The organism is Candidatus Competibacteraceae bacterium (assembly GCA_016713505.1).
In the GTDB taxonomy this organism is placed as follows: domain Bacteria; phylum Pseudomonadota; class Gammaproteobacteria; order Competibacterales; family Competibacteraceae; genus Competibacter_A.
On record JADJPA010000001.1, the window covers coordinates 1357972 to 1382948 of the forward strand.

Below are 24977 nucleotides of genomic sequence, written 5' to 3' on the forward strand. Positions count from 1 at the left end.
GACCGCCTCTAAAGATCGTGGCCCGAATACGAGCAGTTAAAAGATTTGTTACAAAGCGGAAAATCCGCCACGATGTTGTTTTCGATGGCCGCTTCCAAGAGCGGCCACTGAAACCACGACGGATCGCGCGGATGGCAGCGGGCGATCGTGCCGTCGGCGTTCAACCGCAGCCACACCAGCACGTCGCCGCGAAATCCTTCGACCAACGCCATGCCTTCACCGGCTGGTTCGGGGCGATTGAGTTTGGCCCGCACCGGACCCGCCGGCAAGCGATTCAAGATTTGCTCGATCAGCGCCAAGCTCTGCTCCACCTCGCGAACGCGCAACCACACGCGGGCGTTGACATCGCTGTCGGTCAATACCGGCACCTCAAACTCCAACTGATCGTAGGGTGGATAACCGGGCTGGCGGCGGGCGTCGAAGGGACGGCCCCCGGCGCGACCGATCACGCCGCCGCAGCCGAATTGCTTGATCAAAGCCGGTCGGACAAAACCGGTTTTGACGGTCCGATCTTGGAGTGAGGCGGTGTTGTCGTACAATTCGACCAGCGGCGGAAACTGGCGGCGAAACTCGGCGACCAGCTCGCGCAACGGCTTCTCGCCCTCCGCCGCCAGATCGGCGGCCACTCCGCCGGGCACGATGCCATCCATCATCAACCGATGGCCGAAACAGGCCGCGCTGGCTCGCAATACCTGTTCACGCAACACGCCGCAATGCGCCAACATCAGCGCAAAAGCCGCGTCGTTGCAGATCGCGCCGATGTCGCCGCAATGGTTGGCCAGCCGCTCCAACTCGGCCATCAGCGCCCGCAACCACTGCGCGCGTTCGGGGATGGCCGTTGCGGTCGCCGCTTCGACGGCGCGGGCGAAGGCCAGCCCATAAGCCACGGTGCTGTCACCCGACACCCGCCCCACCAACCGCGCCGCCCGCTCCAGTGGCGCGCCCGCCAGCAGCGCTTCGACGCCTTTGTGGACATAGCCCAACCGTTCTTCCAACCGCACCACCGCCTCACCGTTGGCGGTAAAGCGGAAATGGCCGGGCTCGATGATGCCGGCGTGAACCGGCCCCACTGGAATCTGATGCAGGCTTTCGCCTTCCGCCGGCAGAAACGCATAGGGCGGCAGGGTGCGGGGCGGCTGGCGAGTCGAACCGAGCGGATGAGCCACCGGCCACCGGCCGTGATCCAGCCACGGCCGCAGATCGGGCGGGTCCGTCGCTTGCAGGCCGACCAGATCGACAAGGGTTCGCTCCAAACGCTGCGCGGGCGCATGGCGGCGGGCCACCGACGGAAACCGACCGTCCAAACACGATAAGCTCGCCACTCCCAGCGCGCTGCTCGCTTCCTCGTACAGCGCCAGATGCACCGTATCCGCTTCGCCCCACAAACCCAGCAGGGTCAACGATCCACCCGCCAGGGCTTGAATCAGGTCATACCAAGCTTCCGGGTTCACGACCGCGCGCGGCCAGGGATGATGCTGGACGATGGTCCGCCCAGTCTTCAAAACATCCCACAATGCGGAAGTTTTGCCGGCAGGTTCGATTTTAGCAGTCATCATCTTCCATTCGCTCTCATCACCACCAATAGCGGTATATTGACCCTAAAATGAAAAACCAAGGCGACATAACTTAGAATTGGGATGAGCGCCAATAGACAATAAGCCAAGGAGGATCGTCGCAAAGCGGGCGCCTTTAAAAATCCCACTCCAGCTCCTCAGCCCAGCAAAACCGCGACGTGATTGAACCAAGCGACCAGCGGCCCCGGCAGCCAAATTCCGGCCAGAAACACCAACGTCAAATGCAACAACATCGGGAAGGTGCTGGCTTTGATCGAAACGACCGGCGCATTGTCCGGCACGCCGAAGGCCAGTCCGTGCAGCCGCCACAATAACGTGCCGAACGCCAGCAACAAGCCGACCACCACTACCAAAGCCAGCAGCGGTTGACGGGCGAAGGTGGAACTGACCACCAAAAACTCGCTCATGAACACTCCAAACGGCGGCATCCCGGCAATGGCGATCACCCCCGCCACCAAGCCCCAGCCCAGCAGCGGATGGGTGACGGTCAAGCCGCGAATGGTGGAAATCCGCTGGGTGCCCTTGACCTGGGAAATATGGCCGACCGCGAAGAAAATCGCCGATTTAGTCAGGCTGTGCATGGTCATGTGCAAAAGGCCCGCAAAATTAGCCAGCGGCCCCCCCATGCCGAAGGCGAAAGTGATCACGCCCATGTGCTCGATGGAGGAATAAGCGAACAGGCGCTTGACATCGCCCCGCCGATAAAACATCAGGCCGGAGAACAGCAACGATAGCAACCCCAGAATCACCATCAGCGGTCCCGGCGCCAGCGCCGCCGGATTGGCGCTCATCAGCATCTTGAAGCGCAGCACCGCATACAGCGCCACGTTCAGCAGCAAGCCGGACAGCACCGCCGAAATCGGGGTCGGGCCTTCGGCGTGGGCATCGGGCAACCACGCGTGCAGCGGCACCAGTCCAGCCTTGGTGCCGTAGCCCAGCAGCAGGAACACGAACGCCAGATTGAGCAGCGCCGGATCGAACTGGCCGGCGTGCGCCAGCAGCCGGTCCCAAGCCATGGCCGGCAAGCCCTGCCCCATCACCGGCTGCGCCGCCAAGTAGATCAGGATGGTGCCGAACAGGGCCAGGGCGATGCCGAGGCTGCCGAGAATGAAATACTTCCAGGCCGCTTCCAGCGCCGCCGGCGTCCGGTAGAGGCCGACCATCAGCACGGTAATCAGCGTCGCCAGTTCGATCGCCACCCACAGCAGGCCGATGTTGTTGGCGAGCAGCGCCAGATTCATGGCGAAGATCAGGGCTTGGTAGGTAGCGTGATAAAACCGCAGATAGGCCGGCGTCAGCTTGCCGGTTTCCAGTTCGTGCGCGATGTAGCTGGCGCTGAACAGGCTGGTGCTGAAGCTGACCAGATTGTTCAACACGATCAGGTAGATGTTGAAATCATCGACCCGCAAATAGAGGTTGGCGTCCGGCCGCGCCCAAATCAGCGTGAGGCTGGCCACCAGGCTCGCCAGCGCCGCGCCGACGTTGAGCCGCGCGCCGCGTCGGTAGCCGGACAACAACACCAGCGCCAGCCCGGCGCCGGCCGGAACGACCAGCAGCACGGCCATCGCCAAAACGCCCAAGCCGTTCATTTCCGCCGGCCCTCCCGGAAGGTGTCCATGGCCTGCATGTCCACGCTATCGAAACGCTCCCGGATGCGGAACAGAAAGACGCCGATCACGATGAGCGCGATCAGCACCGAGAAGGCCACGCTGATCTCCACCGCCAGCGGCATCCCGCGCGCCCCGGCGGCGGCCAGCACCAGGCCGTTTTCCAAGGACATGAACCCGATCACCAGGCTGATGGCGTTGTGGCGGTTCACCATCAGCAACAAACCCAACAGCACGACCGCCAACGCGAACGCCAGATCTTCGCGCGCCAGCGCGTCCGCGCCCGCCGTCACCGGCAGCATGACCATGATCGCCAGCGCCACCAAGGCCGTGCCGGCCAGCATGTCGCGACCCACGCCTCCCACCACCTCCAGGGTGCGGTGGATGCCCAGTTGCCGGACGATGCGGCGCAGCGCCATCGGAATCACGATGGCCTTGAACAGCAGGGCGATGCCGGCGGTCACGTACAGGTGATGGGCTTCCTGGATGTAGGCTTGCCAGCCGACCGCCAGCGCCAGCACCAGGGAATGCAGGGCGAAGGTGTTGAGCAGCGCATAGACCCGATCCTGATACAACAGCAGGAAGCTCACCACCACCATGCCGCCGGCCAGAAAATGCGCGATATCGAATTCCAGACCGTGCATCACAGGCTCCGCGACACGAACAGCAACAGCGCGCCCAGCAAACCCAACATCAGCGCCGCGCCCAAGAACTGATCGACCCGGAACACCCGCATCTTGGCGATGCTGGTCTCGAACAACGCCAGCAACAGCCCACCGAACGCCAGCTTGGCCGCATAAACCACCACCCCGAACAGATAGGCATTCAAACCCGCGCCGGCGCTCGCCATGCCCCACGGCGCGAAGATGCAGGCGATCAGCGACAGATACAGCAGCAGCTTGAGCGAGGAACCCAATTCGATCAGCGCCAGATGGCGGCCGGAATACTCCAACACCATCGCCTCATGGACCATGGTCAATTCGAGATGGGTGGCTGGATTGTCGACCGGAATCCTGGCGTTTTCGGCGATGGCCACGATGGTCAAGGCCAGCAGCGCCAGCGCCAGGGATACCCGCAACCCTACATCGGCGGTCAGCATGAAGCGCGCGACCGACGACAGTTCGGTGGTGCCCGCCAGCAGGGACAGCGTAAACACCATCATCAGCATGGCCGGTTCGGCCAAGGAGGCAATCATCATCTCGCGGCTGGAGCCGATGCCCCCGAAGCTGGTGCCGATATCCAGTCCCGCCAGCGCCAGAAAAAAGCGAGCCGTTCCCAGCAAGGCGACGATGGCGATCAAGTCCGCCGCCCACATGAAGGGCAAGCCGCCGGCGAAGCTCGGTACCAGCGCCGCCGCCACCCACAGCGCGGCGAAGATCAGATAAGGCGCGACCCGAAACAGCCAGGATGCGGAGTCAGCCAACACCACGTCCTTGCGCAACAGCTTGATCAGATCGCGGTAAGGTTGCAGCGGCGCTGGCCCGCGCCGGCGCAGCAACCGCGCCTTGATCCAGCGCACCCAACCGGTCAACAGCGGCGCCAGCGCCAGCACCAGCACCATGTGGCAGCCCTGGACGAAATAATCGATCAGCGCCATAGCACCATCCCTAGCAGCAACACGACCAGCGCGCCGAACACCAGACTCAGATAATGGCGGATGGTGAGATATTGCAGGTAATTGAAGCGGGTCGAGAGCGCGATCACCGCAGCGGCGATGGGAGCGTAAGCGCGTTCCCACACCGGATCATGCAACTCGACATCCAGCCGCGCCGCTCGCTGGTCGCCGGGCGGCGGCATCGTCACCCGCTCGCGGGCCTGAAAGACCAGGGTGCCGAACACCCGGCGGATCGGCTGGGCGAAGCTGCCGGCGGTGTACTGCGTCGCGGGACTGGCGTCGGGAAAGCCGCAATCCCAAGCGGGACCGCGCCGGACGACGGCGGACGCGAAGCGGTGGATCAGCAAAGCGGCGGCGAACGCCGCCAGCATCATGAAAAACATCACCAGCAGGCCGTTATAAGAACTCTTCAACGCGCCCACCGGCACCAAGGTCAACCAGGGCTGATGGTATTGATCCCCCAGACGAGCGCCGCCGTTGAGCAATGCCACCACCGGCGCCAACCCGTCCACCACCAAGCCCGGCAAAATCCCCGCCAGAAGGCACAACCCCGCCAGCACGAACATCGCGACCAGCGAATAACGGTCGGTTTCCCGCGCCTGCGCGGCGGCGGGCGAGCGCGGCCGTCCCAGAAAAGTGATGCCGAACGCCTTGACGAAGCAGGTCGCGGCTAGCGCGGCGGACAGGGCCAACAGCGCACCGACCGCCGGCACTAGGAATTTGAGCAGCCACTGCGGCAGTTCGGGGCTGTTCAGAATCGCTTGAAAGGTCATCCATTCCGACACGAAGCCGTTCAGGGGCGGCAACGCCGAAATCGCCGCCGAGCCGACCAGAAACGCCAGCGCGGTCTGCGGCATCCGGTGGATCAAACCGCCCAGCCGCTCCATGTCGCGCTCGCCGGTGGCGGTCAGCACCGCGCCCGAACCCAGGAACAACAGACTCTTGAACAGCGAATGATTGAGGACGTGAAACAGCGCGGCGCTCAGCGCCAGCGCGGCGTTGAAGTACAACAAATTGGCTTGAAACGCCAGGGCCAGCCCCAAGCCGATGAAGATGATGCCGATGTTCTCCACGGTGTGATAGGCCAGCAGCCGTTTCAGATCGTGTTGCATCAGTGCGTACAGCACGCCCAGCACGGCGGTGATGCCGCCCACGGCCAGCACCACTCCGCCCCACCACCACAACACCGGCTCGCCCAGCAGATCGAACACGATGCGGATGAAGCCGTAGACCGCCACCTTGGTCATCACCCCGCTCATCAGCGCCGATACGTGGCTGGGCGCGGCGGGATGAGCCAGCGGCAACCAGACATGCAATGGAACCAGTCCGGCCTTGGAGCCCGCGCCCAGCAACGCCAGCACCAACACCAAGGCCGACTGCCCCGGCGTGGTCTGACCGGCCCGCATCGCCGCGAAATCATAGCCACCGTCCGGGCCCGCCAGCAGACCGAACGCCAGCAGCAACGCCAAGGTACCGAAAAAGGCCATGACCAGATAAAGATAGCCGGCGCGGGCGTTGGCGGATTCCTGATGGTGGGCCATGACCAGCGCCCACGAACCGAGCGACATGAACTCCCAGGCGAACAGGAAGGAGAAGGCGTCATCGGCCAGCACCACCCAATTCATGCCCGCCAAAAAGGTCGGAAAGAAGGGCAACACCCGTTCCGGCGCACGTTCGTGCTGGCCGTAGCCCAAGGCGAACAGGCTGGTGATCGCGCCGCCCAGATCGACCACGATCAAGAAGAAAGCCGACAGGGCGTCCAGCCGGAAATGCATCCCCAGCCACGGCAGGCCCAGCGGCAACGCGAGTTCAAGCGGCGGGTCTCTGGCCAGCAAATAGCCTAGCGCCAGCGCCAGCAACAACAGGCAAACCGCCAGCGCGGCCCCATATATCCGGCGGCTGCTCTCCGAGCGGTGCGCCGCGACAACCGCATAAACGCCGCAAGCGAGCAGCACTAGCGGCAGCCCTAACAGCAATGGCAGCAACATGCGTGCGAAACGTATCCCGCTGGCACGCGGTAACCCGCGTGATGGTGGATCGAGGCGCATGAGGGTGAATCAGGACTCGATCGTTCGACCGAGCCGGCTTCCCGCCAAGGCCCTGGGTAATTTTCAATGGTGTGGCCACGATCATAATAGCAAAGCTCCCGCGCCGCTTCCTGGCGACCACATCGCAGCCTTGGTCTGAAACAACCGCTCAAACCGGCAAAAGGCGATTGGGAAATAGAGAGTTTTGCCCGGACCGGCGCTTCAGCCGCCGTCGCGCCGCCGCTGCAAGCCCGCCAAGGGGAACACCGCCGTCCCATCCTCGCGGTGCCGGGAGCGATCCGCAACCGGCCCCCAAGCATGACCGTACACCACCTCGCACGTCGCAGGCAACAACCCATCGGCGCCGCGGACTTGCTCGTAAGCCTCCCGCATCGCTCGCAGTCGGTCCTTGCCGGTCAGGCCACGGGCGCGGCCAGACGTCACGTTGCTAGCCCCCAGGGATTTTAAATCCGCCATCAACCCGGTCAGGTCCGGGTAAGTCAGGGTCAGTCGTTCGGCATCCATGACCGGTTCGGCCAAGCGCGCCCGCAGCAAGGCATCGCCGATGTCGTGCAGATCCAGAAAAGCGTGAACGTGGGGATGAGGGTCGGCGGCCCGCCACGCGCGCCGCAATTCGATCAGGGTATCGGGGCCGAGGGTGCTGAACAGCAGCGCCCCGCCCGGCTTGAGCACGCGCCGGAATTCCGCGAAGGCGCGATCCAACTGGCCGCACCATTGCAGGGCCAGATTGGAAAAAATCAGGTCGCAACTGGCGCCGGCCAACGGCAATGCTTCCGGCTCGCCGACCGCGCCGTACAGGGTCCGCAGCCAGGGCGCCCGCTTGCAAGCCGCTTTCACCATCGCCGGCGCCCGCTCCAGACCGATAATCCGCGCCCGGCGATATTTCTTGAACAGCAGCGCCGTTATTTCACCGGTGGCGCAGCCGACATCCAAAATCACCGCCGGGTCGAGCTTGATCAGATCCAACCGTTCCAGCAAGCGACCGCCGATCTCGCGCTGCACCACCGCCGCTCGCTCATAACCGGCGGCGGCTCGCGCGAACGCCCGGCGCAGCGCCCGGCGATCCAGTTCGAACGGCGAGCTTTCACGGTCCCGCATCGAGAAAGGCTCGCAGTTCGGCGACAAATTCATCCAAATGAGAGAAAAACGGCGCATGGCCGGCGCGGTCGAATAGCTTGAGCCGGATCTTCGGCAACCGCTCCACCAGCGCCGCACCGGCGCTGGCGGGCACCAACTGATCGCGCTGGCTCAGCATCATCAAAATCGGACAGGCCATGCGAGGCCATCCGGCGCGCAAATCGGTGTTTTCCAAGAGCGCCAAGCCGCCTTCCAGCGCGGACAGGGCCGGTTCGCCGTGCTGGAACAGCATGGCCTTGAGCCGGCGCAATTGCTCGGCGGCCTGTTCGCTGCCGTAAACTTCCAGGGCGATAAACCGCTTGAGCACGGCGCGATGGTCCTGGCGCAGTTGCTGGGCGAACTGGTGCAAGACCGACAGAGCGATGCCGTGCGGCCAATCGGGCCGGCGCACGAAACAGGGCGAGCTGTTGGTCAGAATCAGCCGGCTGACCCGCTCCGGCGCGGCGATCGCCAGTCGCTGCGCGACCAGCCCGCCCAGCGACCACCCGACCCAGGCCGCTGGCGCCGGCACCGCCGCCGCGACCGTCTGGCATAGCGTGTCGAGATCGTAGGGGATGTCCAGCGTCCGGCTGAACCCGTAGCCCGGCAAATCGACCACGGTCACCCGATGGTGGTCGAACAGCGCCTCGGCGACATCCTCCCACACCCCGGAGTGCATCCCCCAGCCGTGCACCAGCACCACGTCCGAGCCGGTTCCCAGCGTGTGGGTGTAGAGGGCTGGCCCAGCGCCCGGACGCGCGTCAGGCCAGCCGGGTTTGGCGCTTTTGGGAACTGGCGACATGGCGGCGCGCGGCGGGTCTGGCTGACGGCCAGCGACCGTTTACGCCAGCGCCGCGCCGGGCGAGGGATGGCCTTCTTCATCCAGTGGAATATCGATCCATCGATCCCGTTGGATGCGCCGCAAGTCCATGATCGACCAAGGGATCAGAATCAACATCGCCACGATCCAGAAGATCAGATGCCACGTCCAGTTGTTGCCCGGAAAGAAGGTGCCGATCACGATGAAAAAGCCGGTGACGGCATAAAATCGGGTGGCGGCCTGCTGCGTGTAGTGACCGACCTTGGGATTGGGGTGATGGCGGTTCATGGCGTAGACCAACATCGACGCGCCGAACCAGAAAATCAGCAGGGGAAACGGCAGCAGGATCGCGATGATATTGCCATAATTCATCAGGGTGGCGGCGCGTTTGGCGGAGGAGCCGCGCGCGATCTTCCCGATGACGGTGTCTTCGCTCGACTCTATGAGATGCATGACGAAACCTGTACTTGACATGACTTTATTCTCGTTATCAAAAAGCATTATGAAAAAGATGTGATTGTAATGGCATGTTCTCTAACGCCCAACACCTTGTCAACCGGGCGCGGTTGCCGTGGCTTACCGGCTGGTTGAACCGGCTTCAAGACGCGCTGTTGCCGCCGCTTTGCCTGCTGTGCGGGGCGGCCGGCGCAAGCGGGCGCGACCTGTGCGCCGGTTGCGCCGGCGAGCTGCCCCTCAATGCGCCGGCCTGTCCGTGCTGCGCCCTGCCGCTGGCGGCGGAATCGAAAGGGCCTTGCGGGCTTTGTCTGCGGCACCCGCCGGATTTTGACCGGGTTTTCGCACCCTTCCTGTATAGATATAGACCGCCGGTCGATTATTTGATTCTGGGCTTGAAATTCAACAACCGGCTGAGTCACGCGCGACTGTTGGGCGAGCTGCTGGCCGACGCGCTGGCCGCCCGCGCCGCGGGCTTGCCGGATTGCATCGTGCCCGTGCCTCTGCATCCGCTGCGGCTGCGGGAACGCGGCTTCAATCAGGCGCTCGAACTGGCCCGCGCCGCCGCCCGACGCTTTCAGGTTCCCTTAGTGCCGGACGGTTTGCGGCGCATCCGGCATACCACGCCGCAGACCGGTTTGGATGCCCGCCAGCGCCAGACCAATCTGCTGGGGGCTTTTATGCTGTCGCGCCCGTTGCAAGGAAAACGAGTCGTTCTAGTGGATGACGTGATCACGACCGCCAGCACCGTGGCGGAATGCGCCAGGACGTTGCGCGCCGGGGGCGTGACGGACCTCGAAATCTGGGCCGTCGCCCGCGCCGCCGCCTGAACTTCAGCGGCCCGGCGCTCCGCTGGCTGGCGTTCTGGCTCGCAATGGCCTTGATCTCCGCCGCCTTTCATTACCTGATTTGGGAATAGCGATCTCCCTTCCGACGCGGCCAAGCTGTTCTATCCCGCCGCCAACAAGCGCATAATCTTCAATGAAACACCAAATAAAATGCCGAAAGGAGTACCCCACGATGACTGTCGAAACCATCTCCACCCAGCCATTTCAGGATCAGAAGCCCGGCACATCGGGGCTTCGTAAAAAGGTCAAGGTATTCCAACGGCCGAATTATCTGGAAAATTTCGTGCAAGCCATCTTCGATACCCAGCGCGAAGGTGAAGATTCTCCGCTGGTGGTCGGCGGCGACGGCCGCTATTACAACCGGCAAGCGATTCAGATCATTCTGCGCATCGCCGCCGCCAACGGTTGCACCCAGGTCCTGCTGGGTCAGGGCGGCATCTTCTCGACGCCCGCCGTCTCCCACATGATCCGCAAACACAACGCCCGAGGCGGCATCATCCTGTCGGCCAGCCACAATCCCGGCGGTCCCGACGAGGATTTCGGCATCAAATTCAACACTCCCAACGGCGGACCGGCCCCGGAAAAAGTCACCGAGACCATCTTCTCCGCCACCCAGCACATCACCCGCTATCACCGGCTGAACACCCCCGATATCGACCTGGACAAAATAGGGTCCACCGTGATCGGCGACATGCGGGTGGATATCGTCGATTCCGTCAGCGATTACGCCGACCTGATGGAGCATTTGTTCGATTTCGACAAGATTCGCGCCCTGTTCAAATCGGGCTTTCGGATGCGCTTCGACGCCATGCACGCGGTGACCGGTCCCTACGCGCGCGAAATCCTGGAAAACCGGTTAGGCGCGGCGGCGGGAACGGTCATCAACGGCGTGCCGCTGGAAGATTTCGGCCATGGCCATCCCGACCCTAACTTGGTTTACGCCAAGGAATTGGCCGACCATCTGTTCGGTCCCGACGCCCCGGATTTCGGCGCGGCCTCGGACGGCGACGGCGACCGCAACATGGTGCTGGGCCGGCATTTCTTCGTGACCCCCAGCGACAGCCTGGCAGTGATTTTGGCCAACGCCAAACTGGTGCCGGGCTATCGCAGTCGGGTGACCGGCGTCGCCCGCTCGATGCCGACCAGCCAAGCGGCGGATCGAGTCGCCGCCAAGCTGGGGCTGAACTGCTACGAAACGCCGACCGGCTGGAAATTCTTCGGCAATCTGCTGGATGTCGGTCGGATCACCCTGTGCGGCGAGGAAAGCTTCGGCACCGGTTCGGATCACGTGCGCGAGAAGGACGGATTGTGGGCGGTATTGTTCTGGCTGAACATTCTGGCCGCGCGCCAGCAATCGGTGGCGGACATCGTGCGCGAGCACTGGCGCGGCTACGGGCGCAACTACTACACCCGCCACGACTACGAAGCGGTCGACAGCAAGGCCGCCGATGGTCTGGTCAACGCGCTGCGCGCTCAATCCGCCTCCCTGCCGGGACAAAAATTGGGATCGTATACGGTCGACTACGCCGACGACTTCCGCTATGTCGATCCCATCGACGACAGCGTGAGTGACAAGCAGGGAATCCGTATCGGCTTCAAGGACGGCTCGCGCATCGTCTACCGGCTGTCCGGCACCGGCACCGAAGGCGCGACGCTGCGGGTTTATATCGAAGCCTACGAACCCGATCCCGCCAAGCACGATCTCGACACCCAAAAAGCGCTGGCCGAGCTGATCGGCATCGCCAACAAACTGGCCGGCATCCGCGAACGCACCGGCCGCGAAGCCCCGACCGTCATTACCTGATCTTTCGTTCTGACCGCCCTCTCTCGAACGCTGATTTGAGAAGGGCAGTCAGGCTTCAAAGTCCTGCTTCGACGCTCCGCGACCCAGCGGATGGGCGTTCCTTCTGTTTAGCCGCGAGTTCCTCCGACCCGCCGGCACAGCGTCTCCGCGAATCTTACGCAGACGCAACTTCGATACCAGAAAACGTGCTGCCCGTTCCGGCCCGGCAGCGGGCCTGGAAATTGTCGATAGGCTGATTGCGGGACCCACTCTCAAAAACTATCAGCTCCTGCCGAGCGTGCGTGGCGACCTGCTCGCCAAACTCGGTCGCGCCGCCGAAGCCCGCGCGGAATTCGAACGCGCCGCAGCGCTCGCGCGCAACGAACGCCAGCGAAAGCTGCTTTTGGAGCGCGCCCGAACGTGCGTTGGTGACGTGAACCAACCCGCTTGAGTCCCCTCTGTTTTCTGATAGCATCACGGCTAGCCATCAACCCTACCAGTGATTCAATGCTGAACTGCCGGCTGAAGGTGCGGTGACCGCACAGCGCGACTTTCATCGTCCCCCATTCACTTGACCATGTCCGACAAACTTCCAGCAATCCTGCTCACCGTCGCTGCCGCGCTCCTTGTTGTCTGTCACGTCTTGTGGGGATGGGTGCCGGTTCTCGATAGCGCCAATCTGGCATTCCATGAGGCGGGCCATCCCGTTTTTGGCTTGCTTTCCAGCCGTTTGGCCGTGTATGGCGGCACGCTCATGCAACTGCTGATGCCGGCCGCCTGCGCCTGGGAATGCTATCGCCGCGAACAGCGTTACGGCTTTTATACCTGCTTGGTGTGGGTCGGGGAAAATCTGTTGAACATCGCTCGCTACATGGCCGATGCCCGCGCCCATGAACTGCCGCTGGTCGGTGGGCTGGACCCGGCCGACTTCCACGATTGGACTGAAATTCTAAGCCGCTGGGGCATGTTGAACCAGGACACCGCGTTGGCGTTTCTGGTGCGGACCGGCGCTATATCCCTCATGGTCTGGGTCTTGATGCGAGCGTGGAAGACCGCCGAGGAAAACGTTTGATTCTCGCCGTCCTACCTGTTGATTCTTCAAAACCTGATGTCCGCCACCTGTCCTGCTCTGCTGATCAGCGCCCCGGCCTCCGGCCAGGGTAAAACCACCGTCACCGCCGGCCTCGCCCGCCATCATCGCAATCAGGGCCGCACGGTGCGGGCCTTCAAGACCGGGCCCGATTTTCTCGATCCCATGATCCTGGAGCGGGCCTCCGGCCAGCCGGTCTATCAACTCGATTTATGGATGGCCGGTGAAAGCCACTGCAAGGCCCTGCTCTATCAAGCCGCCCAGCACGCCGATTTAATCTTGATCGAAGGCGTGATGGGGTTGTTCGATGGCACACCGTCCAGCGCCGATCTCGCCGGCTTGTTCGGCGTTCCGGTACTGGCCTTGATCAACGCCAATGCCATGGCGCAAACCTTCGGCGCGGTGGCGCACGGCTTGGCGCATTATCGGCCCTGCCTACCGTTCGCCGGCGTGCTGGCCAACCGGGTCGCGGGGCCGGGTCATGCCGAGTTGCTGGCCGAGAGTCTGCCACCCCATTTGCATGATTACGGCTGGCTGCCACGCGATGGCGAAATCGCCCTGCCCGACCGCCATCTCGGCTTGGTGCAGGCGGCTGAAATCGCCGATTTGGAAAACCGGTTGGAAAACGCCGCCGCGCGGATCGCCCAGACCGCGCTGGCGAAATTGCCGCCACCAGTGACTTTTCCAGCCGCGGCCCTCGAACCGCCGCCGCCCCTGCTTGAAGGGGTACGGATCGGCGTCGCCCGTGATACCGCCTTTGCCTTTCTGTATCCGGCCAATCTGGATACGCTGCGGGCATTGGGCGCGGAACTGGTGTTCTTCTCGCCGCTGGTCGATACCGAACTACCAGCGATAGACGCCGTGTACCTTCCCGGCGGCTATCCGGAATTGCATCTTGACACCCTGGCGGCCAACGGCTCGCTGCGCCAAGCCTTGCGGGGGCACCATCAAGCCGGCAAACCGCTTTATGCCGAATGCGGCGGCCTGCTATATACCTTGGAGTCTCTGGCGGACAACGCGGGCCACCGCGCGCCGATGCTGGGCCTGCTGCCAGGTCATGCGGTGTTACAGTCGAAACTGGTCAGTCTCGGAATGCAGGCGGTGGAACTGCCGGAAGGCGAATTGCGCGGGCATACTTTTCACCACTCCAAGCTGGAAACGCCGTTGCAACCGCTGGCGCACGGCCGCCGCCAGCGCGATGGCAAACCCGGTGAAGCCGTCTATCGGCTGGACCGGTTGACCGCCTCTTATTTGCATCTGTACTTTGCTAGCAATCCGGCGGCAACGGCACGGCTGTTCAAGCCAAGCTAGAGGATGCTCCTCACCGCTCCAGAGCATGGAGGCAGGGCTGCCTAGCAGCCGGCGGCTTGAATATTTTATTTCCAAAAATGCTGCCGCCATCCGGCTTCTAGGCACAACGATTTTATTGGCTCCTATTGGCAAATAGGGCATTACCGCGAGCGGTGACCTCTTCGGCCTGCTTGAGCAGATTGGCGAAAAAATCCAGCCCGCCCTCCCAATTGTTCATCAGTGCATCAACACCAGCCGAATGGACTTGACTGGTCACGTTGATAAAATCCCCGAACAGCTGAGTGGGATCGAAGAATTCCGACCTGTTTCGATTCATGAGAACACGCTCCAAAATTTATGATTTTTATGGCAACCCGTCAGATCGCCCCACACGCCATCAGCCCACATCATCCTGGATCTAAAACGCTGGCGGCGACTCCGCGTCAGGAAAATCGCCGCTTCATTCTAAATTAAAAGCCTCGCAAATACAGCCTTCGCTGTAAGGTTTTTGTGCAGTGCAGCTAAATTTTATCCCACATCAAACCGATCGAAATGCATGGTGAACTGGCCGCGCCCGCGCGTCATGCCGCGCAGGTCGGTGATGTAGCCCAGCAAGCGATCCAGCGCGCAGTCGCAGTGGATGATGGTCATCTCCCCCAAGGTGGTGGTATCCCGAATCACGGCCCGCCGCGCCTGCAAATCGCCCATGACCGCGCCGACCTCGCTTTCCGGCACCACCACTTCGGTCGTCATGATCGGCCGCAGCGCCAGCCCGCCGGCTTGCGAGATCGCCTTGCGCGCCGCCTCCGCCACCGCCACCCGCAGCGCCTGCGGGCTGGATAACGCCCCAAATAATTCCACCTCCAGCACCCGAACCGCCAAATCCTGCAACGGCGCGCCGGTCGCCGGGCCGCTGGCCAGCGCATCGTCAGCGCCACCCGCCACCGCATCCCGTTGCGCCGGATTCAACCCGGCGCCTTCGGGCCTGAGCAACGGTTCCGAAGTTACCAACTTACCGCCCCCTCGGGCCAGGGGTTGCACCGCCACCCGCGCCCAGGCTTTCATCTCCAGCTTCTTGCCGTCCGGCTGTTCGATCTGGCGGTGGAACAAACTTTCGGCCTCGGTGGGCTGGGCGATAGTTTCACGCCACACCACAGCGGGAGCACCGACTCGAATGTTGACGTTGAACTCCCGCCGCAATCGCTCCTCGGCGATTTGCAAGTGCAATTCCCCCATCCCGCGCAGGATCCGTTGGCCGGTTTCCACATCCTCCTCGACCCGCAGTGTCGGGTCTTCCTGCTGCAATTTGTCGAGCGCCTCCAACAGTTTTTCCTCGTCGGCGCCAGATTGCGGTTCGATCGCCAGCCCCAGCACGGGCTCGCGCGTCTCGATCCGCTCCAGCCACAGCGGATGCGACGGCGCGCACAGCGTATCGCCGGTAGTCGCCCAGCGCAGACCCGCCAGCAACACGATCTGACCGGCGGTCGCTTGATCCAGCCGCATCTTGTGGTTGGCGTCCACGTCGAACAAGCGCGCCACCCGCTCTTGGCGCAGGCTACCGTTGGGACCGGGGATCACCACCTCATCACCGGGTTTCAGCGTACCCCGATACAACCGGGCGAACACATGGCGGCGGCCCTCCCACATCTGCACCTTGAACGCCAGCGCCGCCAGCGGACCGCTCGCCGCCAGCACCACCCGCTCCTCAGCGCCGTCGGGCCGGTGCGCCAAGCTGGGCGGACGCTCGGTCGGAGCCGGCAACAGCCGGACGATGCCATCCAATAACGGCTGTACACCCTGGTTGCGCAGCGCGCTGCCGGCGAAACAAGGACAGGACTTACCCGCCAGCGCGGCCTGACGCAGCGCCGCCCACACCGCCGCCGGTTCAGGTTCCGCATCGGTCAATACCTGCTCGGCCAGCGCGTCGTCCATTTCGGCCGCCGCCAGCAACAGACTTTCCCGCCAGGGTCGCAATTGTTCCCAGGTCGCCTCATCGCAAGGCGTGATTTCGAGCTGTTCGCCCCGCTCACCGCCGAAGCGCAAGCGGGTTTTATCGATCAACTGAACGACGGTGCCGTCATAATCCGCGAGCGGCACCGTCACCGCCACCGGTTCGACGGCAAGCCGCTCGCGCACCGTCGCCAGCGCCCGCGCGAAATCGGCGCCGGGCCGATCCAACTTGTTGACGAAAAACAGCGTCGGCAAGCGGAATCGGGTGCGCTGACGCCACACGGTTTCCGTCTGCGGCTCCACGCCCCGCACCCCGTCCAACACGATCACACAACCGTCCAGCACCCGCATCGACCGTTCGACTTCGATGGTGAAATCGACGTGGCCGGGGGTATCGATCAATTGAACGAGATGCTCGCGCCACGGCAACTGGGTGACGGCGGCGGTGATGGTGATTCCGTGCTCCTGTTCCTCGACCATGTAATCCATGTGGGCCGCGCCCTCGTGGACTTCGCCGATCTTGTGGGAAGCGCCGGCGTAGTACAGCATCCGCTCGGTCAGCGTGGTCTTGCCGGCGTCCACATGAGCGGCGACGCCGATGTTGCGCACCCGCGCGAGGTCCGGGGCCTTGGTCATGCAAAATTCTCACTTGATTCAATCGATCGGCCTGGAGGAGGCGAGCGGGTTCAGGACACGATCCGCCGGCATTCCAGATAAAACCGCTTCTCGTCGGCCTCGCCCATCGAGAAGGTCTTGCGCGGCAAGGCGCCGTCGCGGATAACGGTGCGGAAAAAATCGCCCTTGGCCAGGGCCGGCAGAGAGAATCCGACATTAGCCGGTTGCCGGCCGAGCTGTTCCAGCACATCCTCACCGTGGATATAATCGAGCCGCGTGCCGGGCCGGTCCTTCAGATACTGATCCAGAAAAGCCTGTAGCGTGGCAACCGGCAGCGTCAGGCGCGGTCGCTCGATAACCAGCACCCCGCAACGGTCTTGGCTCAGAAAGCAAATCGCGTGACGGTCGGGGCGCTGTATTTCCAACCGAGTCCGCCGCGCCGCGTCCCACGAGGCTGCGTCCAGCACGGTCAGCGCGGAGCCTCGGGCCGTAAGAAAAGCGCCGAACGCCGCCAGCAAGTGCTCGGCCCGCACCTCGAACGCGACCCGGTGGATCGCTTCAAATTCCAGCCCCGGATCGTGCAGGTTGACTAATTCGACCAGTGCGTGGCGGGCTGGGTGGTTCATGATCGCAACCGGATCGGGCGCGGTGCGCTTGAGATTCTCCCAAATAGTCTTGGCGGTCGCGAAGGAATGGTTGCCATCCCCCATGGCGTAAAGCAATACCGGCTCATCCGTCACACCGTAACGGGCGGCGAAAACCGCCGGATCGGCCAAGCGCGTCAAATGCTCCACCGCCCATTGAATCAACAGCGGATGAGACACTCGCCAGCCGCGCACCCGACCGCTGTCCAGCATCAGCGGAAAGTCATACAGACGCTCTTGCGGTTCGGCAAACAGCGGCTCGATGACCGTGCGGTCGGGATCATCGATCAGCACCATCACGTGTGGCAATTCCAAAAGCGCGTTCTCGCGCACCCGCATCCGGGGCGGCAACCGCTCCAAAATGGTGCCCTCAGTCGGCCGGATCAAGGTCTTGGCGCCCGCATGATAATCGTAGTGCTCAAGGTCCAGGGCCGCGACCAAGCCCTTGCGCGAACGGCCCCGCCTCGTTTCCCGTTCGACCAAAATGAACCCCAGCGGCTGCGGCGCCAGGATGTCGCGGGCCAAATAGCTACGCATGGCCTCTTGAATGGCGGCGATCCGTTGCGCCTCGTCGCTCGCATCCAAATACACTTCCGGCAACATCAACCGCAGCGTGGACGGCGCTTCGCCCACCAGATTTTCCACTTGTCGCCAGTAATCCGGCTGCGAGGTGTACTGATCGCAGGCGACCACCGCCCACTGGGTCAAATCCGTGCCGGTTCGAGGCAGCAGGATCGTGGGGATTTGCAAGCCGATCTGTGCAAAATTCATCGACGGTCACTCTTGGGTTGGCGACACGGCCCGCGCTCGTCAGCGGGCGGCGGGGTTGCGGAAATCGCCCCAGCTTAACAAATGAGCGACACGCGCTCTAGCAACGTTCCCAGCAGCCGATATCCCCATATATATTATTACGAGTAAAAAATTTGACCCAGGAACGAACGATGCTTACGACACCGTTTCCCAACCTTCAAGGAATCCGTTGATGCACAAGCTCAAGACCCTCGGCATTGTCCTCCTCGTCGCCCTGGTGCTGATCGCCGGTGGCATCTGGGGATATTTATGGTACAGCACCAAGCAACAGATCGAGCAAATCGCCGCCCTGGCGAAGCCTTTCGCCGACATCAGCTACGGCGGTATCACCATATCGCCAACCGGGTCGATCGCCGTAAACCGACTCCGGATCATCCTCCCCGCTCTGGATGACTACCTCACCATCGGTTCCCTTCGGCTCAGCACACCCAATCTTTTGGAACTGCTCAAAACCCAATGGCAGCTGAGCAAGGGCGAGTTGCCCCAAGCGCTGGCGCTGTCCTTGCAACAGTTTGAAATTCCGCTCGACGGTAGCTTGCTGGGGGCCAACCAGGAAACGCTCGCGCAGCGCTCGCCTTTCGACGATCTGGAGGCGCTGGGCTGCGGGCCGGTGCTCTCGTTTGGCGCCGCGGAATGGCAGGAGCTGGGGTATGGCAAATTAAGCGGCGATCTGACGGTCGGTTACCGGCTGGACAGCGCGCGCAAGCTGCTGGAGCTTCAGTTTGACAGTCAGAACCCAACTTGGGCGATGGTGAACGTGGATGTCGGTTTGGCCACCTCCGGACCGGTTTCGTCGCTGATGGCCCTAGCCGCCTCGCCCGCTCCCAAGCTGAGCAAACTGAGTGTCGTGATTCGGGATCAAGGTTTCAACCAGCGCCGCAACAATTATTGCGCCGCCAAGGCGGGTAAAACCGTCGACGCCTATATCACCGAGCATATCCGACTGCTGGAAGATCGCCTGCGCGCCAACGATGTGTATCCAGGTCAAGGGCTACTCGAAGCCTATCGGCTCTATTTGGCCGATGGCGGACGCCTGACGCTCACCGCATCGCCCGCCGCGCCCATCGAGCCGACGGAACTTCAGTTTTACAAACCCGGCGACGCCATCAAGCTCGCGGGCCTGACCCTCGCCGTGAACGACCAGCCGGTTTCCGATCTTTCCGTGAATTGGGACAGCACCAAGATCGCGCGGGCGCTGAAGGCGAAACCTGAAATCGTCCCGGAACCCGACCGAGCCGAGATCAGGCCGGCACCCCCAACCGCGGCGGCGCCCGTGGCGATACAGAAAAGAACCTTTCGCTCGGTGGCGACCGCCGAACTGAACCAGCATGTCGGCAAGATGGCCAAACTCACCACCGCCAATAACGCACGCTACACGGGAAAACTGAACACGATCTCCGAAGACAACGTGACCATCACCATTTTCAAGCCGACCGGCAGCGCCACGCTGTCCTTGCGTAATAAAGACATCATCGAGGCCCAGATTCTGTATTGATTGCAATAAGGCGCGACGGGACGCGCCCCTCAAACCGGATCGTCAATTTCGAACCAGTTGGATCAACAACAGCACGAACACTACCACCAGCGCCAGCGGAATCAGGGCCGCTGGCCAATCTTTTTTCGCGGTGCGACTGCGTTCCAGCGCCGCCTTAATCCCCGGCCGGAACCACAACACCACCAGCAGGGCCGCCAATCCGCCCAACAGAATTTCCCACCACGTTGCAGGCTCCATGATGACCTCCGTTAGCGATAGACTGAAGCAGCGCGGTCAATCCTTGTCGCGCCCGCCGCCGGGCGGCACCAGCGGCTGCGGGAACGGCATCACGTTGTCGCCGCCCTCCACCGGCCGGATCTTGCTGATGCCCTCCCGCTCCACTTCATCGATCCGCAGGATGTAATGCAGGGGGATGAAAGTCCGTCGCACGCCGGCGAATTCGCTTTGCAGCCGCTCCTCGGCCGGATTGACCAGCACGCTCGAACGCTCGCCGAACAGGAGTTCTTCAACCTCGATAAAACCATACAACTCACCCTGATAAATACTGCGCGCATACAGCTCGTACAGCTTGCCTTGATTGACAAATAGAATGCGGTAAATGCTCTTGGTAATTTTGGACATTTCCTAGCCGGTTCCGATCAACGATCCCTCAATCTAACTTCGTTTGCAACGCCGGGCAAATTCGACCGTCCGGGCCTATCGGGCGGGGCAGGCGATCCGACCTGAAAAAACGATTGAAAAATCCGCTCTTAGCTTCAGCCGATCTCCCGCCCAGCCAGCACCGTTCGAAGCGGTTCTGGCGTCGGTCGTAACAGCTCGCCTACACTAAGCCATCGTTCAGGCACGCTTCGAGCTTACCTTAGAGTCCTTTCTTCAGTCATGCCTCCCGTCTCCGTTCCAACGCCTCACGCCGTTACCATCGTCAGCCTGACCGAGCCCGGTCGGGTCCTGGCCGAACGCTTGTTGGGATTTTCGCCGGACGCCGAACACTTATACCGGCCACAACCGTTTCAAGAGGTGGTTCGAGCGCGGTTTGCCAACGGGCATCGGCTGATCCTGCTGTGCGCGATCGGCATCGCCGTGCGAACCCTGGCGCCGGCATTGCGAGACAAGTATCACGATCCCGCAGTCGTGGTCCTGGACGAACACGGCCGCTTCGTGGTGCCGATCCTGTCCGGCCACGAAGGCGGGGCCAACGAATGGGCCCGGCAAATCGGCCACTATCTCGGCGCGCGGTGCGTCATTACCGGCGCGCAACGCTATACTCAACCGCTGCTGGTCGCCGGCCTGGGCTGCAATCGCGGCTGCCCGGTGGACCGGTTGCTGGCTTTACTGGACCAGACGTTGCGCGGGCACGGCTTGCGGCGAGAAGACTTGAGCGCCCTGGCCAGCATCGAACTCAAACAAGACGAACCCGGCCTGCACCAACTGGCCGCAACGCTGGCGCTGCCGATTCATTTCTACCCGGCCAGCGCGCTGAGCGCATACGGGGATCGGCTCAGCCAGAAATCCGCGATCGTCTTCCGGGAGACCGGCTGTCACGGCGTGGCCGAAGCCGCCGCGCTCGCCCATGCCGAACGGCTGATCGAGCGGCGCTTTCCGGCGGAACTCATCATTACCAAACAGAAAAATAGCGACGCCACGCTAGCGGTGGCGCGCGTTTATGGCAACCGCGCCTGAAGCCCCGGCACGACTCTCAAGAAAAAGTTTCCAACACACTGCTGTCGCCATCGGGGGCGTTTTCCACGAACGGATCGAGCGGACGTTGATGCCTTAGCAACACCAGCGAACGGCCCTGGACCGGGTACGACTTTTCGGCGGGATGACGGTTGCCCTCGGTCGGCTGGCCGTGCGGCAGCGCGGTATCCACCATCACCTCAAAAAAGTCCTTGCCGCGCACGATGGGCAACACGAACGAAATCTCCTCGTGATAAGCGTTGAACAATAACAGGAAATCATCGTCTTCCAGGGCATGGCCCCGTTTGTCCCAGTCATCCAGGCCATCGCCTGGAAGATACATTCCCAGGCAGCGGGCGTGTTCGTGCGTCCATTCGTCGTAGTCGATTTCTCGTCCATCAGGATTGAACCAGAGAATATCCCGCAAACCACTGGGGTGGATGCCGCGAAAAAAATGGCGGCGGCGGAAGGCCGGATGCTGTTGGCGCATTCGAACCAAGCGCTGCACGAACGCGAACAACTCGCGGTTGTCGTCGCGCCAGATGAGCTCCCAATCAAACCAGCTTAATTCATTGTCCTGGCAGTAGGCGTTGTTGTTGCCGCGCTGGCTGCGGCCGGCTTCGTCACCGGCCAACAGCATCGGCACGCCTTGCGACAGCAGCAGCGTCGCCAGAAAATTACGGCGCTGGCGCAGCCGCAGCGCCAGGATTTCCGAGTCTTGAGTCGGGCCTTCGACCCCGCAGTTCCAACTGCGGTTATGCGGGTCGCCATCCTGATTGTCTTCCCGATTGGCGTGGTTGTGCCGCTCGTTGTAGCTCACCAGATCGCACAACGTGAAGCCGTCATGGGCGGTGACGAAGTTGATGCTGGCCTGCGGGCGACGGCCATTGTGCTGGTACAGATCGGCGGAACCGGTCAGCCGGGACGCCAGCTCGCCGATCAGACCCCCCTCCCCGCGCCAGTAGTCGCGCACCACGTCACGGTATTTACCGTTCCACTCGTTCACGGTTATCGGAAACTGGCCGACCTGATAGCCGCCGTGGCCGGTATCCCAAGGCTCGGCGATCAATTTGACCCGCGCCAGCACCGGGTCTTGTTGCATCACATCCATGAACGAACTCATCTGGCCGATATCGCCGTGGATACCTCGCGCCAGCGAAGCGGCCAGATCGAAGCGGAACCCATCGACGTGCATCTCCTGCACCCAATAGCGCAGGCTGTCCATGACCATCTGCAACACCCGAGGATGGGCCGTGTTCAGGGTGTTGCCGCAGCCGGTGTAATCCATGGTGTAACGGGGGTGTTCGGGCGACAGCCGGTAATAGACCGCGTTGTCGATGCCGCGAAAACACAGCGTCGGCCCGAGATGGTTGCCTTCGGCGGTGTGGTTGTAAACCACATCGAGCAGCACTTCGATGCCGGCCGAATGCAGGCTCTTGACCATGCTCTTGAATTCGCTCACCGGATTGGGGGTGGCGGCGTAGCGCGAGTCGGGCGCGAAATAGCCGATGGGACTGTAGCCCCAGTAATTGCGTAACCCCTTGTCGAGCAGATGGCGCTCGTCCACGAAATAGTGGACCGGCAACAGTTCCACCGCCGTGACGCCCAAGGATTTCAAGTAATGGATCACCGGCTCGCAGGCCAAGCCGGCGTACGTCCCCCGCAAATGCGGCGGGATTTCGGGATGGCGCATGGTGAACCCGCGCACGTGCAATTCATAGATCACGGTATCGTGCCAGGGGATATGCGGGGACCGATCGTCGCCCCACAAAAAAGCCGTGTCCACCACCTGACATTTAGGCATTCCCGGCGCGCTGTTGCGATTGCTGAAACTCAAGTCCTCGTGTCGGTTGCCGACTCGGTAGCCGAACTGGGTTTCGCTCCAGTGCAGCTGGCCGACGATTCGCTTGGCGCAAGGATCGAGCAATAACTTGTGGGGGTTGAAACGATGGCCCTGTTCGGGCTTGTAGGGACCGTGCACCCGATAGCCGTACAACAAGCCGGGACGAACTTCGGGCAAATAGCCGTGCCAGACCCCGCAGGTCTGCTCGCGCAGCGGAATCTGTTCGATCTCATGCTTGCCCTTGGCGTCGAACAGACACAGCACCACTTGCTCGGCGTTTTCGGAAAACAGCGCGAAGTTGACGCCTTCGCCATCCCAAGTCGCTCCCAACGGATACGGCCAACCCATCAGGACCGAGGTTGTTGGTTTATTCATCGGTAACTAGTCACGGTATCCTCCGGCCTCCCCGCGTTCCACAGGGAGGCAACCCTCGGTCTTTATTCGCTGAAGGCTCGCAGGGCCGTGGTGACCTCACCCGGCCCGACGACGGTGATGCCGCCTTCGGTTACGGTATAACGCTGGCGGTCGAGTTCGGGATCGTGGCCGATGCGCGCCCCCGCCTCGATGGTGTTATAGCCGCCGATGATGGCCCGCCGCAGCCGGGCGCCGCGCTTGATGCGAACGTAGTCTTGAATGACGCAATCCTCGATCACCACATCATCCTCGATGAAGACTTCGCGGCGGACGATGCTGTTGGTAATCGAGGCTTGTTGGACCAGCGAGCCGGCGGCGATGACGCTGTTTTTGACGTTCGCCTCCAAAATGCGCGCGACCGGACCCTGATAGTTACTGGAAAAGATCCGCCACTGCGGGTTGAACACATTGAAAAGCGGCGGCCAAGCCAACATGTCCTGATGGGCGCTGAAATAGGCGTCCAAGGTGCCGACATCGCGCCAGTAGGCCTGCTCCTCGGTGGGCTTGACGCCGGGGACCTTGTTGGTGGCGAAATCGTAGGCGAACAGCCGGTGGGTTTCCATCAAATTCGGCAACACATGCTGGCCGAAATCGTGCTCGTCGCGATCGTTCGCCGCCTTGAGCGCTTCCACCAACACTTTGGCGTTGAACAGATAATTGCCCATCGACGCATAGGCGCGCGTGGGGTCGGAGGGCATCGAGGTCGGATTGGCGGGCTTTTCCTGAAATTCGCTGACCCGGCCGGCATGATCGGCGACGATGACCCCGAAACCGCGGGCATCGGCCAAGGGTACCGGCAGAGCCGCCACCGTCACATCAGCTTCCCGCTCGTGGTGGAAGTCCACCATCTGTTGCAGATCCATCCGATAAACGTGATCGGCGCCGAACACCAGCACCAGATCGGGGTTGTGCAGCTGAATCAGGTTGAGGTTTTGATAAACGGCGTCGGAAGTGCCCATGAACCAATCGCCGCCGCGCATCATCTGCGGCGGCACCACGGTCACGAATTCCTCGCTGCGCATCGGCGACACCACCCAGGCTTTGCGGACGTGTTCGATCAGCGACTGGGACTTGTATTGCACCAACAGATAAATCGACTGAATCCCGGAGTTGAGCAAATTGCTCAGGACAAAGTCCACGATGCGGTAGCGACTGCCGAAGGGTAAGGAGGGTTTGGAATTTTGGGATGTCAGAGGACTCAGGCGCGACCCCTCTCCGCCGGCCATTACGAATGCAAGGATCTTCGGACTTTTCATTGCGGCACATCCTTCTTTTTAGTGATAGG

The 24977-nt window shown here is 62.4% G+C and carries 22 protein-coding genes; 6 read left to right on the forward strand and 16 right to left on the reverse strand.

Annotated features, from left to right (window positions below; genetic code table 11):
• Positions 1-8: 8 nt before the first annotated feature.
• The 8 genes from IPK09_06195 to IPK09_06230 all read right to left on the reverse strand — a co-directional run bounded on the left by IPK09_06195 (position 9) and on the right by IPK09_06230 (position 9233).
• Entirely contained in the window at positions 9-1553 is a 1545-nt protein-coding gene (locus IPK09_06195; GenBank protein ID MBK7983207.1) for an NADH-quinone oxidoreductase subunit C, read from the reverse strand.
• 158 nt (positions 1554-1711) lie between these two features.
• Positions 1712-3163, reverse strand: a complete 1452-nt coding sequence (locus IPK09_06200; GenBank protein ID MBK7983208.1) for a hydrogenase 4 subunit F — start codon at positions 3161-3163, stop codon at positions 1712-1714.
• The gene (locus IPK09_06205) at positions 3160-3825 is read right to left on the reverse strand and encodes a hydrogenase-4 component E (protein ID MBK7983209.1); all 666 of its coding nucleotides are present in this window, start codon (positions 3823-3825) and stop codon (positions 3160-3162) included. Before IPK09_06205 ends, IPK09_06200 begins: the two co-directional genes overlap by 4 nt.
• Positions 3825-4778: an NADH-quinone oxidoreductase subunit H gene (locus IPK09_06210; GenBank protein MBK7983210.1), complete on the reverse strand. Its 954-nt coding sequence runs from the start codon at positions 4776-4778 to the stop codon at positions 3825-3827. The genes IPK09_06205 and IPK09_06210 overlap by 1 nt, the downstream gene beginning before the upstream one ends.
• The gene (hyfB, locus tag IPK09_06215; protein MBK7983211.1) at positions 4769-6784 is read right to left on the reverse strand and encodes a hydrogenase 4 subunit B; all 2016 of its coding nucleotides are present in this window, start codon (positions 6782-6784) and stop codon (positions 4769-4771) included. Before hyfB ends, IPK09_06210 begins: the two co-directional genes overlap by 10 nt.
• A gap of 261 nt (positions 6785-7045) precedes the next feature.
• Positions 7046-7942 (reverse strand): malonyl-ACP O-methyltransferase BioC, encoded by an 897-nt coding sequence (gene bioC, locus IPK09_06220; protein MBK7983212.1) that lies wholly within the window; start codon positions 7940-7942, stop codon positions 7046-7048.
• Positions 7929-8762 carry a pimeloyl-ACP methyl ester esterase BioH gene (gene bioH / locus IPK09_06225; protein ID MBK7983213.1) on the reverse strand — a complete coding sequence of 278 codons (834 nt, stop codon included), beginning with the start codon at positions 8760-8762 and terminating at the stop codon, positions 7929-7931. The genes bioC and bioH overlap by 14 nt, the downstream gene beginning before the upstream one ends.
• Before the next feature lie 39 nt (positions 8763-8801).
• The gene (locus IPK09_06230; GenBank protein MBK7983214.1) at positions 8802-9233 is read right to left on the reverse strand and encodes a hypothetical protein; all 432 of its coding nucleotides are present in this window, start codon (positions 9231-9233) and stop codon (positions 8802-8804) included.
• Positions 9234-9307: 74 nt separating this feature from the next.
• Between IPK09_06230 and IPK09_06235 the strand changes: the two genes are divergently transcribed.
• Both IPK09_06235 and IPK09_06240 read left to right on the forward strand, forming a co-directional pair.
• Complete coding sequence (locus IPK09_06235) at positions 9308-10063, forward strand: ComF family protein (protein MBK7983215.1); 756 nt, start codon at positions 9308-9310, stop codon at positions 10061-10063.
• Between the two features lie 190 nt (positions 10064-10253).
• Entirely contained in the window at positions 10254-11885 is a 1632-nt protein-coding gene (locus IPK09_06240; protein ID MBK7983216.1) for an alpha-D-glucose phosphate-specific phosphoglucomutase, read from the forward strand.
• 154 nt (positions 11886-12039) lie between these two features.
• On the opposite strand, the gene IPK09_06245 is transcribed toward IPK09_06240, so the two are convergent.
• Complete coding sequence (locus IPK09_06245) at positions 12040-12306, reverse strand: hypothetical protein (GenBank protein MBK7983217.1); 267 nt, start codon at positions 12304-12306, stop codon at positions 12040-12042.
• Positions 12307-12441: 135 nt separating this feature from the next.
• On the opposite strand from IPK09_06245, the gene IPK09_06250 reads away from it, so the two are divergent.
• Together IPK09_06250 and IPK09_06255 are read left to right on the forward strand one after the other, a co-directional pair.
• Positions 12442-12936, forward strand: a complete 495-nt coding sequence (locus IPK09_06250) for a hypothetical protein (protein ID MBK7983218.1) — start codon at positions 12442-12444, stop codon at positions 12934-12936.
• Positions 12937-12972: 36 nt separating this feature from the next.
• Positions 12973-14265: a cobyrinate a,c-diamide synthase gene (locus IPK09_06255; GenBank protein MBK7983219.1), complete on the forward strand. Its 1293-nt coding sequence runs from the start codon at positions 12973-12975 to the stop codon at positions 14263-14265.
• Positions 14266-14377: 112 nt separating this feature from the next.
• Here the strand turns inward: IPK09_06255 and IPK09_06260 are convergent, their stop codons facing one another.
• From IPK09_06260 to IPK09_06270, 3 genes are all read right to left on the reverse strand, one after another.
• Positions 14378-14581 (reverse strand): hypothetical protein, encoded by a 204-nt coding sequence (locus IPK09_06260; protein ID MBK7983220.1) that lies wholly within the window; start codon positions 14579-14581, stop codon positions 14378-14380.
• A gap of 191 nt (positions 14582-14772) precedes the next feature.
• Positions 14773-16830: a GTP-binding protein gene (locus IPK09_06265; GenBank protein MBK7983221.1), complete on the reverse strand. Its 2058-nt coding sequence runs from the start codon at positions 16828-16830 to the stop codon at positions 14773-14775.
• A gap of 50 nt (positions 16831-16880) precedes the next feature.
• A complete protein-coding gene (locus IPK09_06270) occupies positions 16881-18224 on the reverse strand; it encodes a DUF1015 domain-containing protein (GenBank protein MBK7983222.1) in 1344 nt (447 codons plus the stop codon).
• A gap of 211 nt (positions 18225-18435) precedes the next feature.
• Here IPK09_06270 and IPK09_06275 point away from each other — a divergent pair, with 211 nt between their 5' ends.
• Positions 18436-19758, forward strand: a complete 1323-nt coding sequence (locus IPK09_06275; protein MBK7983223.1) for a hypothetical protein — start codon at positions 18436-18438, stop codon at positions 19756-19758.
• Between the two features lie 42 nt (positions 19759-19800).
• On the opposite strand, the gene IPK09_06280 is transcribed toward IPK09_06275, so the two are convergent.
• Positions 19801-19995, reverse strand: coding sequence for a hypothetical protein (locus IPK09_06280; GenBank protein MBK7983224.1), 195 nt, complete (start codon positions 19993-19995; stop codon positions 19801-19803).
• A 36-nt stretch (positions 19996-20031) separates the two neighbouring features.
• On the reverse strand, positions 20032-20379 hold the full coding sequence (locus IPK09_06285) for a DUF1820 family protein (GenBank protein ID MBK7983225.1): 348 nt from the start codon (positions 20377-20379) through the stop codon (positions 20032-20034).
• A gap of 258 nt (positions 20380-20637) precedes the next feature.
• On the opposite strand from IPK09_06285, the gene IPK09_06290 reads away from it, so the two are divergent.
• On the forward strand, positions 20638-21438 hold the full coding sequence (locus IPK09_06290) for a cobalamin biosynthesis protein (GenBank protein MBK7983226.1): 801 nt from the start codon (positions 20638-20640) through the stop codon (positions 21436-21438).
• 16 nt (positions 21439-21454) lie between these two features.
• On the opposite strand, the gene glgX is transcribed toward IPK09_06290, so the two are convergent.
• Positions 21455-23653, reverse strand: a complete 2199-nt coding sequence (glgX, locus tag IPK09_06295) for a glycogen debranching protein GlgX (GenBank protein MBK7983227.1) — start codon at positions 23651-23653, stop codon at positions 21455-21457.
• Between the two features lie 62 nt (positions 23654-23715).
• Positions 23716-24948: a glucose-1-phosphate adenylyltransferase gene (locus tag IPK09_06300; protein ID MBK7983228.1), complete on the reverse strand. Its 1233-nt coding sequence runs from the start codon at positions 24946-24948 to the stop codon at positions 23716-23718.
• Positions 24949-24977 lie beyond the last annotated feature (29 nt).

Coding starts and splice junctions, on each gene's coding strand:
- IPK09_06195 (MBK7983207.1), bottom strand. CDS start 1,553: ATGACTGCTAAAATCGAACCTGCCGGCAAAACTTCCGCATTGTGGGAT.
- IPK09_06200 (MBK7983208.1), bottom strand. CDS start 3,163: ATGAACGGCTTGGGCGTTTTGGCGATGGCCGTGCTGCTGGTCGTTCCG.
- IPK09_06205 (MBK7983209.1), bottom strand. CDS start 3,825: ATGCACGGTCTGGAATTCGATATCGCGCATTTTCTGGCCGGCGGCATG.
- IPK09_06210 (MBK7983210.1), bottom strand. CDS start 4,778: ATGGCGCTGATCGATTATTTCGTCCAGGGCTGCCACATGGTGCTGGTG.
- hyfB (MBK7983211.1), bottom strand. CDS start 6,784: ATGTTGCTGCCATTGCTGTTAGGGCTGCCGCTAGTGCTGCTCGCTTGC.
- bioC (MBK7983212.1), bottom strand. CDS start 7,942: ATGCGGGACCGTGAAAGCTCGCCGTTCGAACTGGATCGCCGGGCGCTG.
- bioH (MBK7983213.1), bottom strand. CDS start 8,762: ATGTCGCCAGTTCCCAAAAGCGCCAAACCCGGCTGGCCTGACGCGCGT.
- IPK09_06230 (MBK7983214.1), bottom strand. CDS start 9,233: ATGCATCTCATAGAGTCGAGCGAAGACACCGTCATCGGGAAGATCGCG.
- IPK09_06235 (MBK7983215.1), top strand. CDS start 9,308: ATGTTCTCTAACGCCCAACACCTTGTCAACCGGGCGCGGTTGCCGTGG.
- IPK09_06240 (MBK7983216.1), top strand. CDS start 10,254: ATGACTGTCGAAACCATCTCCACCCAGCCATTTCAGGATCAGAAGCCC.
- IPK09_06250 (MBK7983218.1), top strand. CDS start 12,442: ATGTCCGACAAACTTCCAGCAATCCTGCTCACCGTCGCTGCCGCGCTC.
- IPK09_06255 (MBK7983219.1), top strand. CDS start 12,973: ATGTCCGCCACCTGTCCTGCTCTGCTGATCAGCGCCCCGGCCTCCGGC.
- IPK09_06260 (MBK7983220.1), bottom strand. CDS start 14,581: ATGAATCGAAACAGGTCGGAATTCTTCGATCCCACTCAGCTGTTCGGG.
- IPK09_06265 (MBK7983221.1), bottom strand. CDS start 16,830: ATGACCAAGGCCCCGGACCTCGCGCGGGTGCGCAACATCGGCGTCGCC.
- IPK09_06270 (MBK7983222.1), bottom strand. CDS start 18,224: ATGAATTTTGCACAGATCGGCTTGCAAATCCCCACGATCCTGCTGCCT.
- IPK09_06275 (MBK7983223.1), top strand. CDS start 18,436: ATGCACAAGCTCAAGACCCTCGGCATTGTCCTCCTCGTCGCCCTGGTG.
- IPK09_06280 (MBK7983224.1), bottom strand. CDS start 19,995: ATGGAGCCTGCAACGTGGTGGGAAATTCTGTTGGGCGGATTGGCGGCC.
- IPK09_06285 (MBK7983225.1), bottom strand. CDS start 20,379: ATGTCCAAAATTACCAAGAGCATTTACCGCATTCTATTTGTCAATCAA.
- IPK09_06290 (MBK7983226.1), top strand. CDS start 20,638: ATGCCTCCCGTCTCCGTTCCAACGCCTCACGCCGTTACCATCGTCAGC.
- glgX (MBK7983227.1), bottom strand. CDS start 23,653: ATGAATAAACCAACAACCTCGGTCCTGATGGGTTGGCCGTATCCGTTG.
- IPK09_06300 (MBK7983228.1), bottom strand. CDS start 24,948: ATGAAAAGTCCGAAGATCCTTGCATTCGTAATGGCCGGCGGAGAGGGG.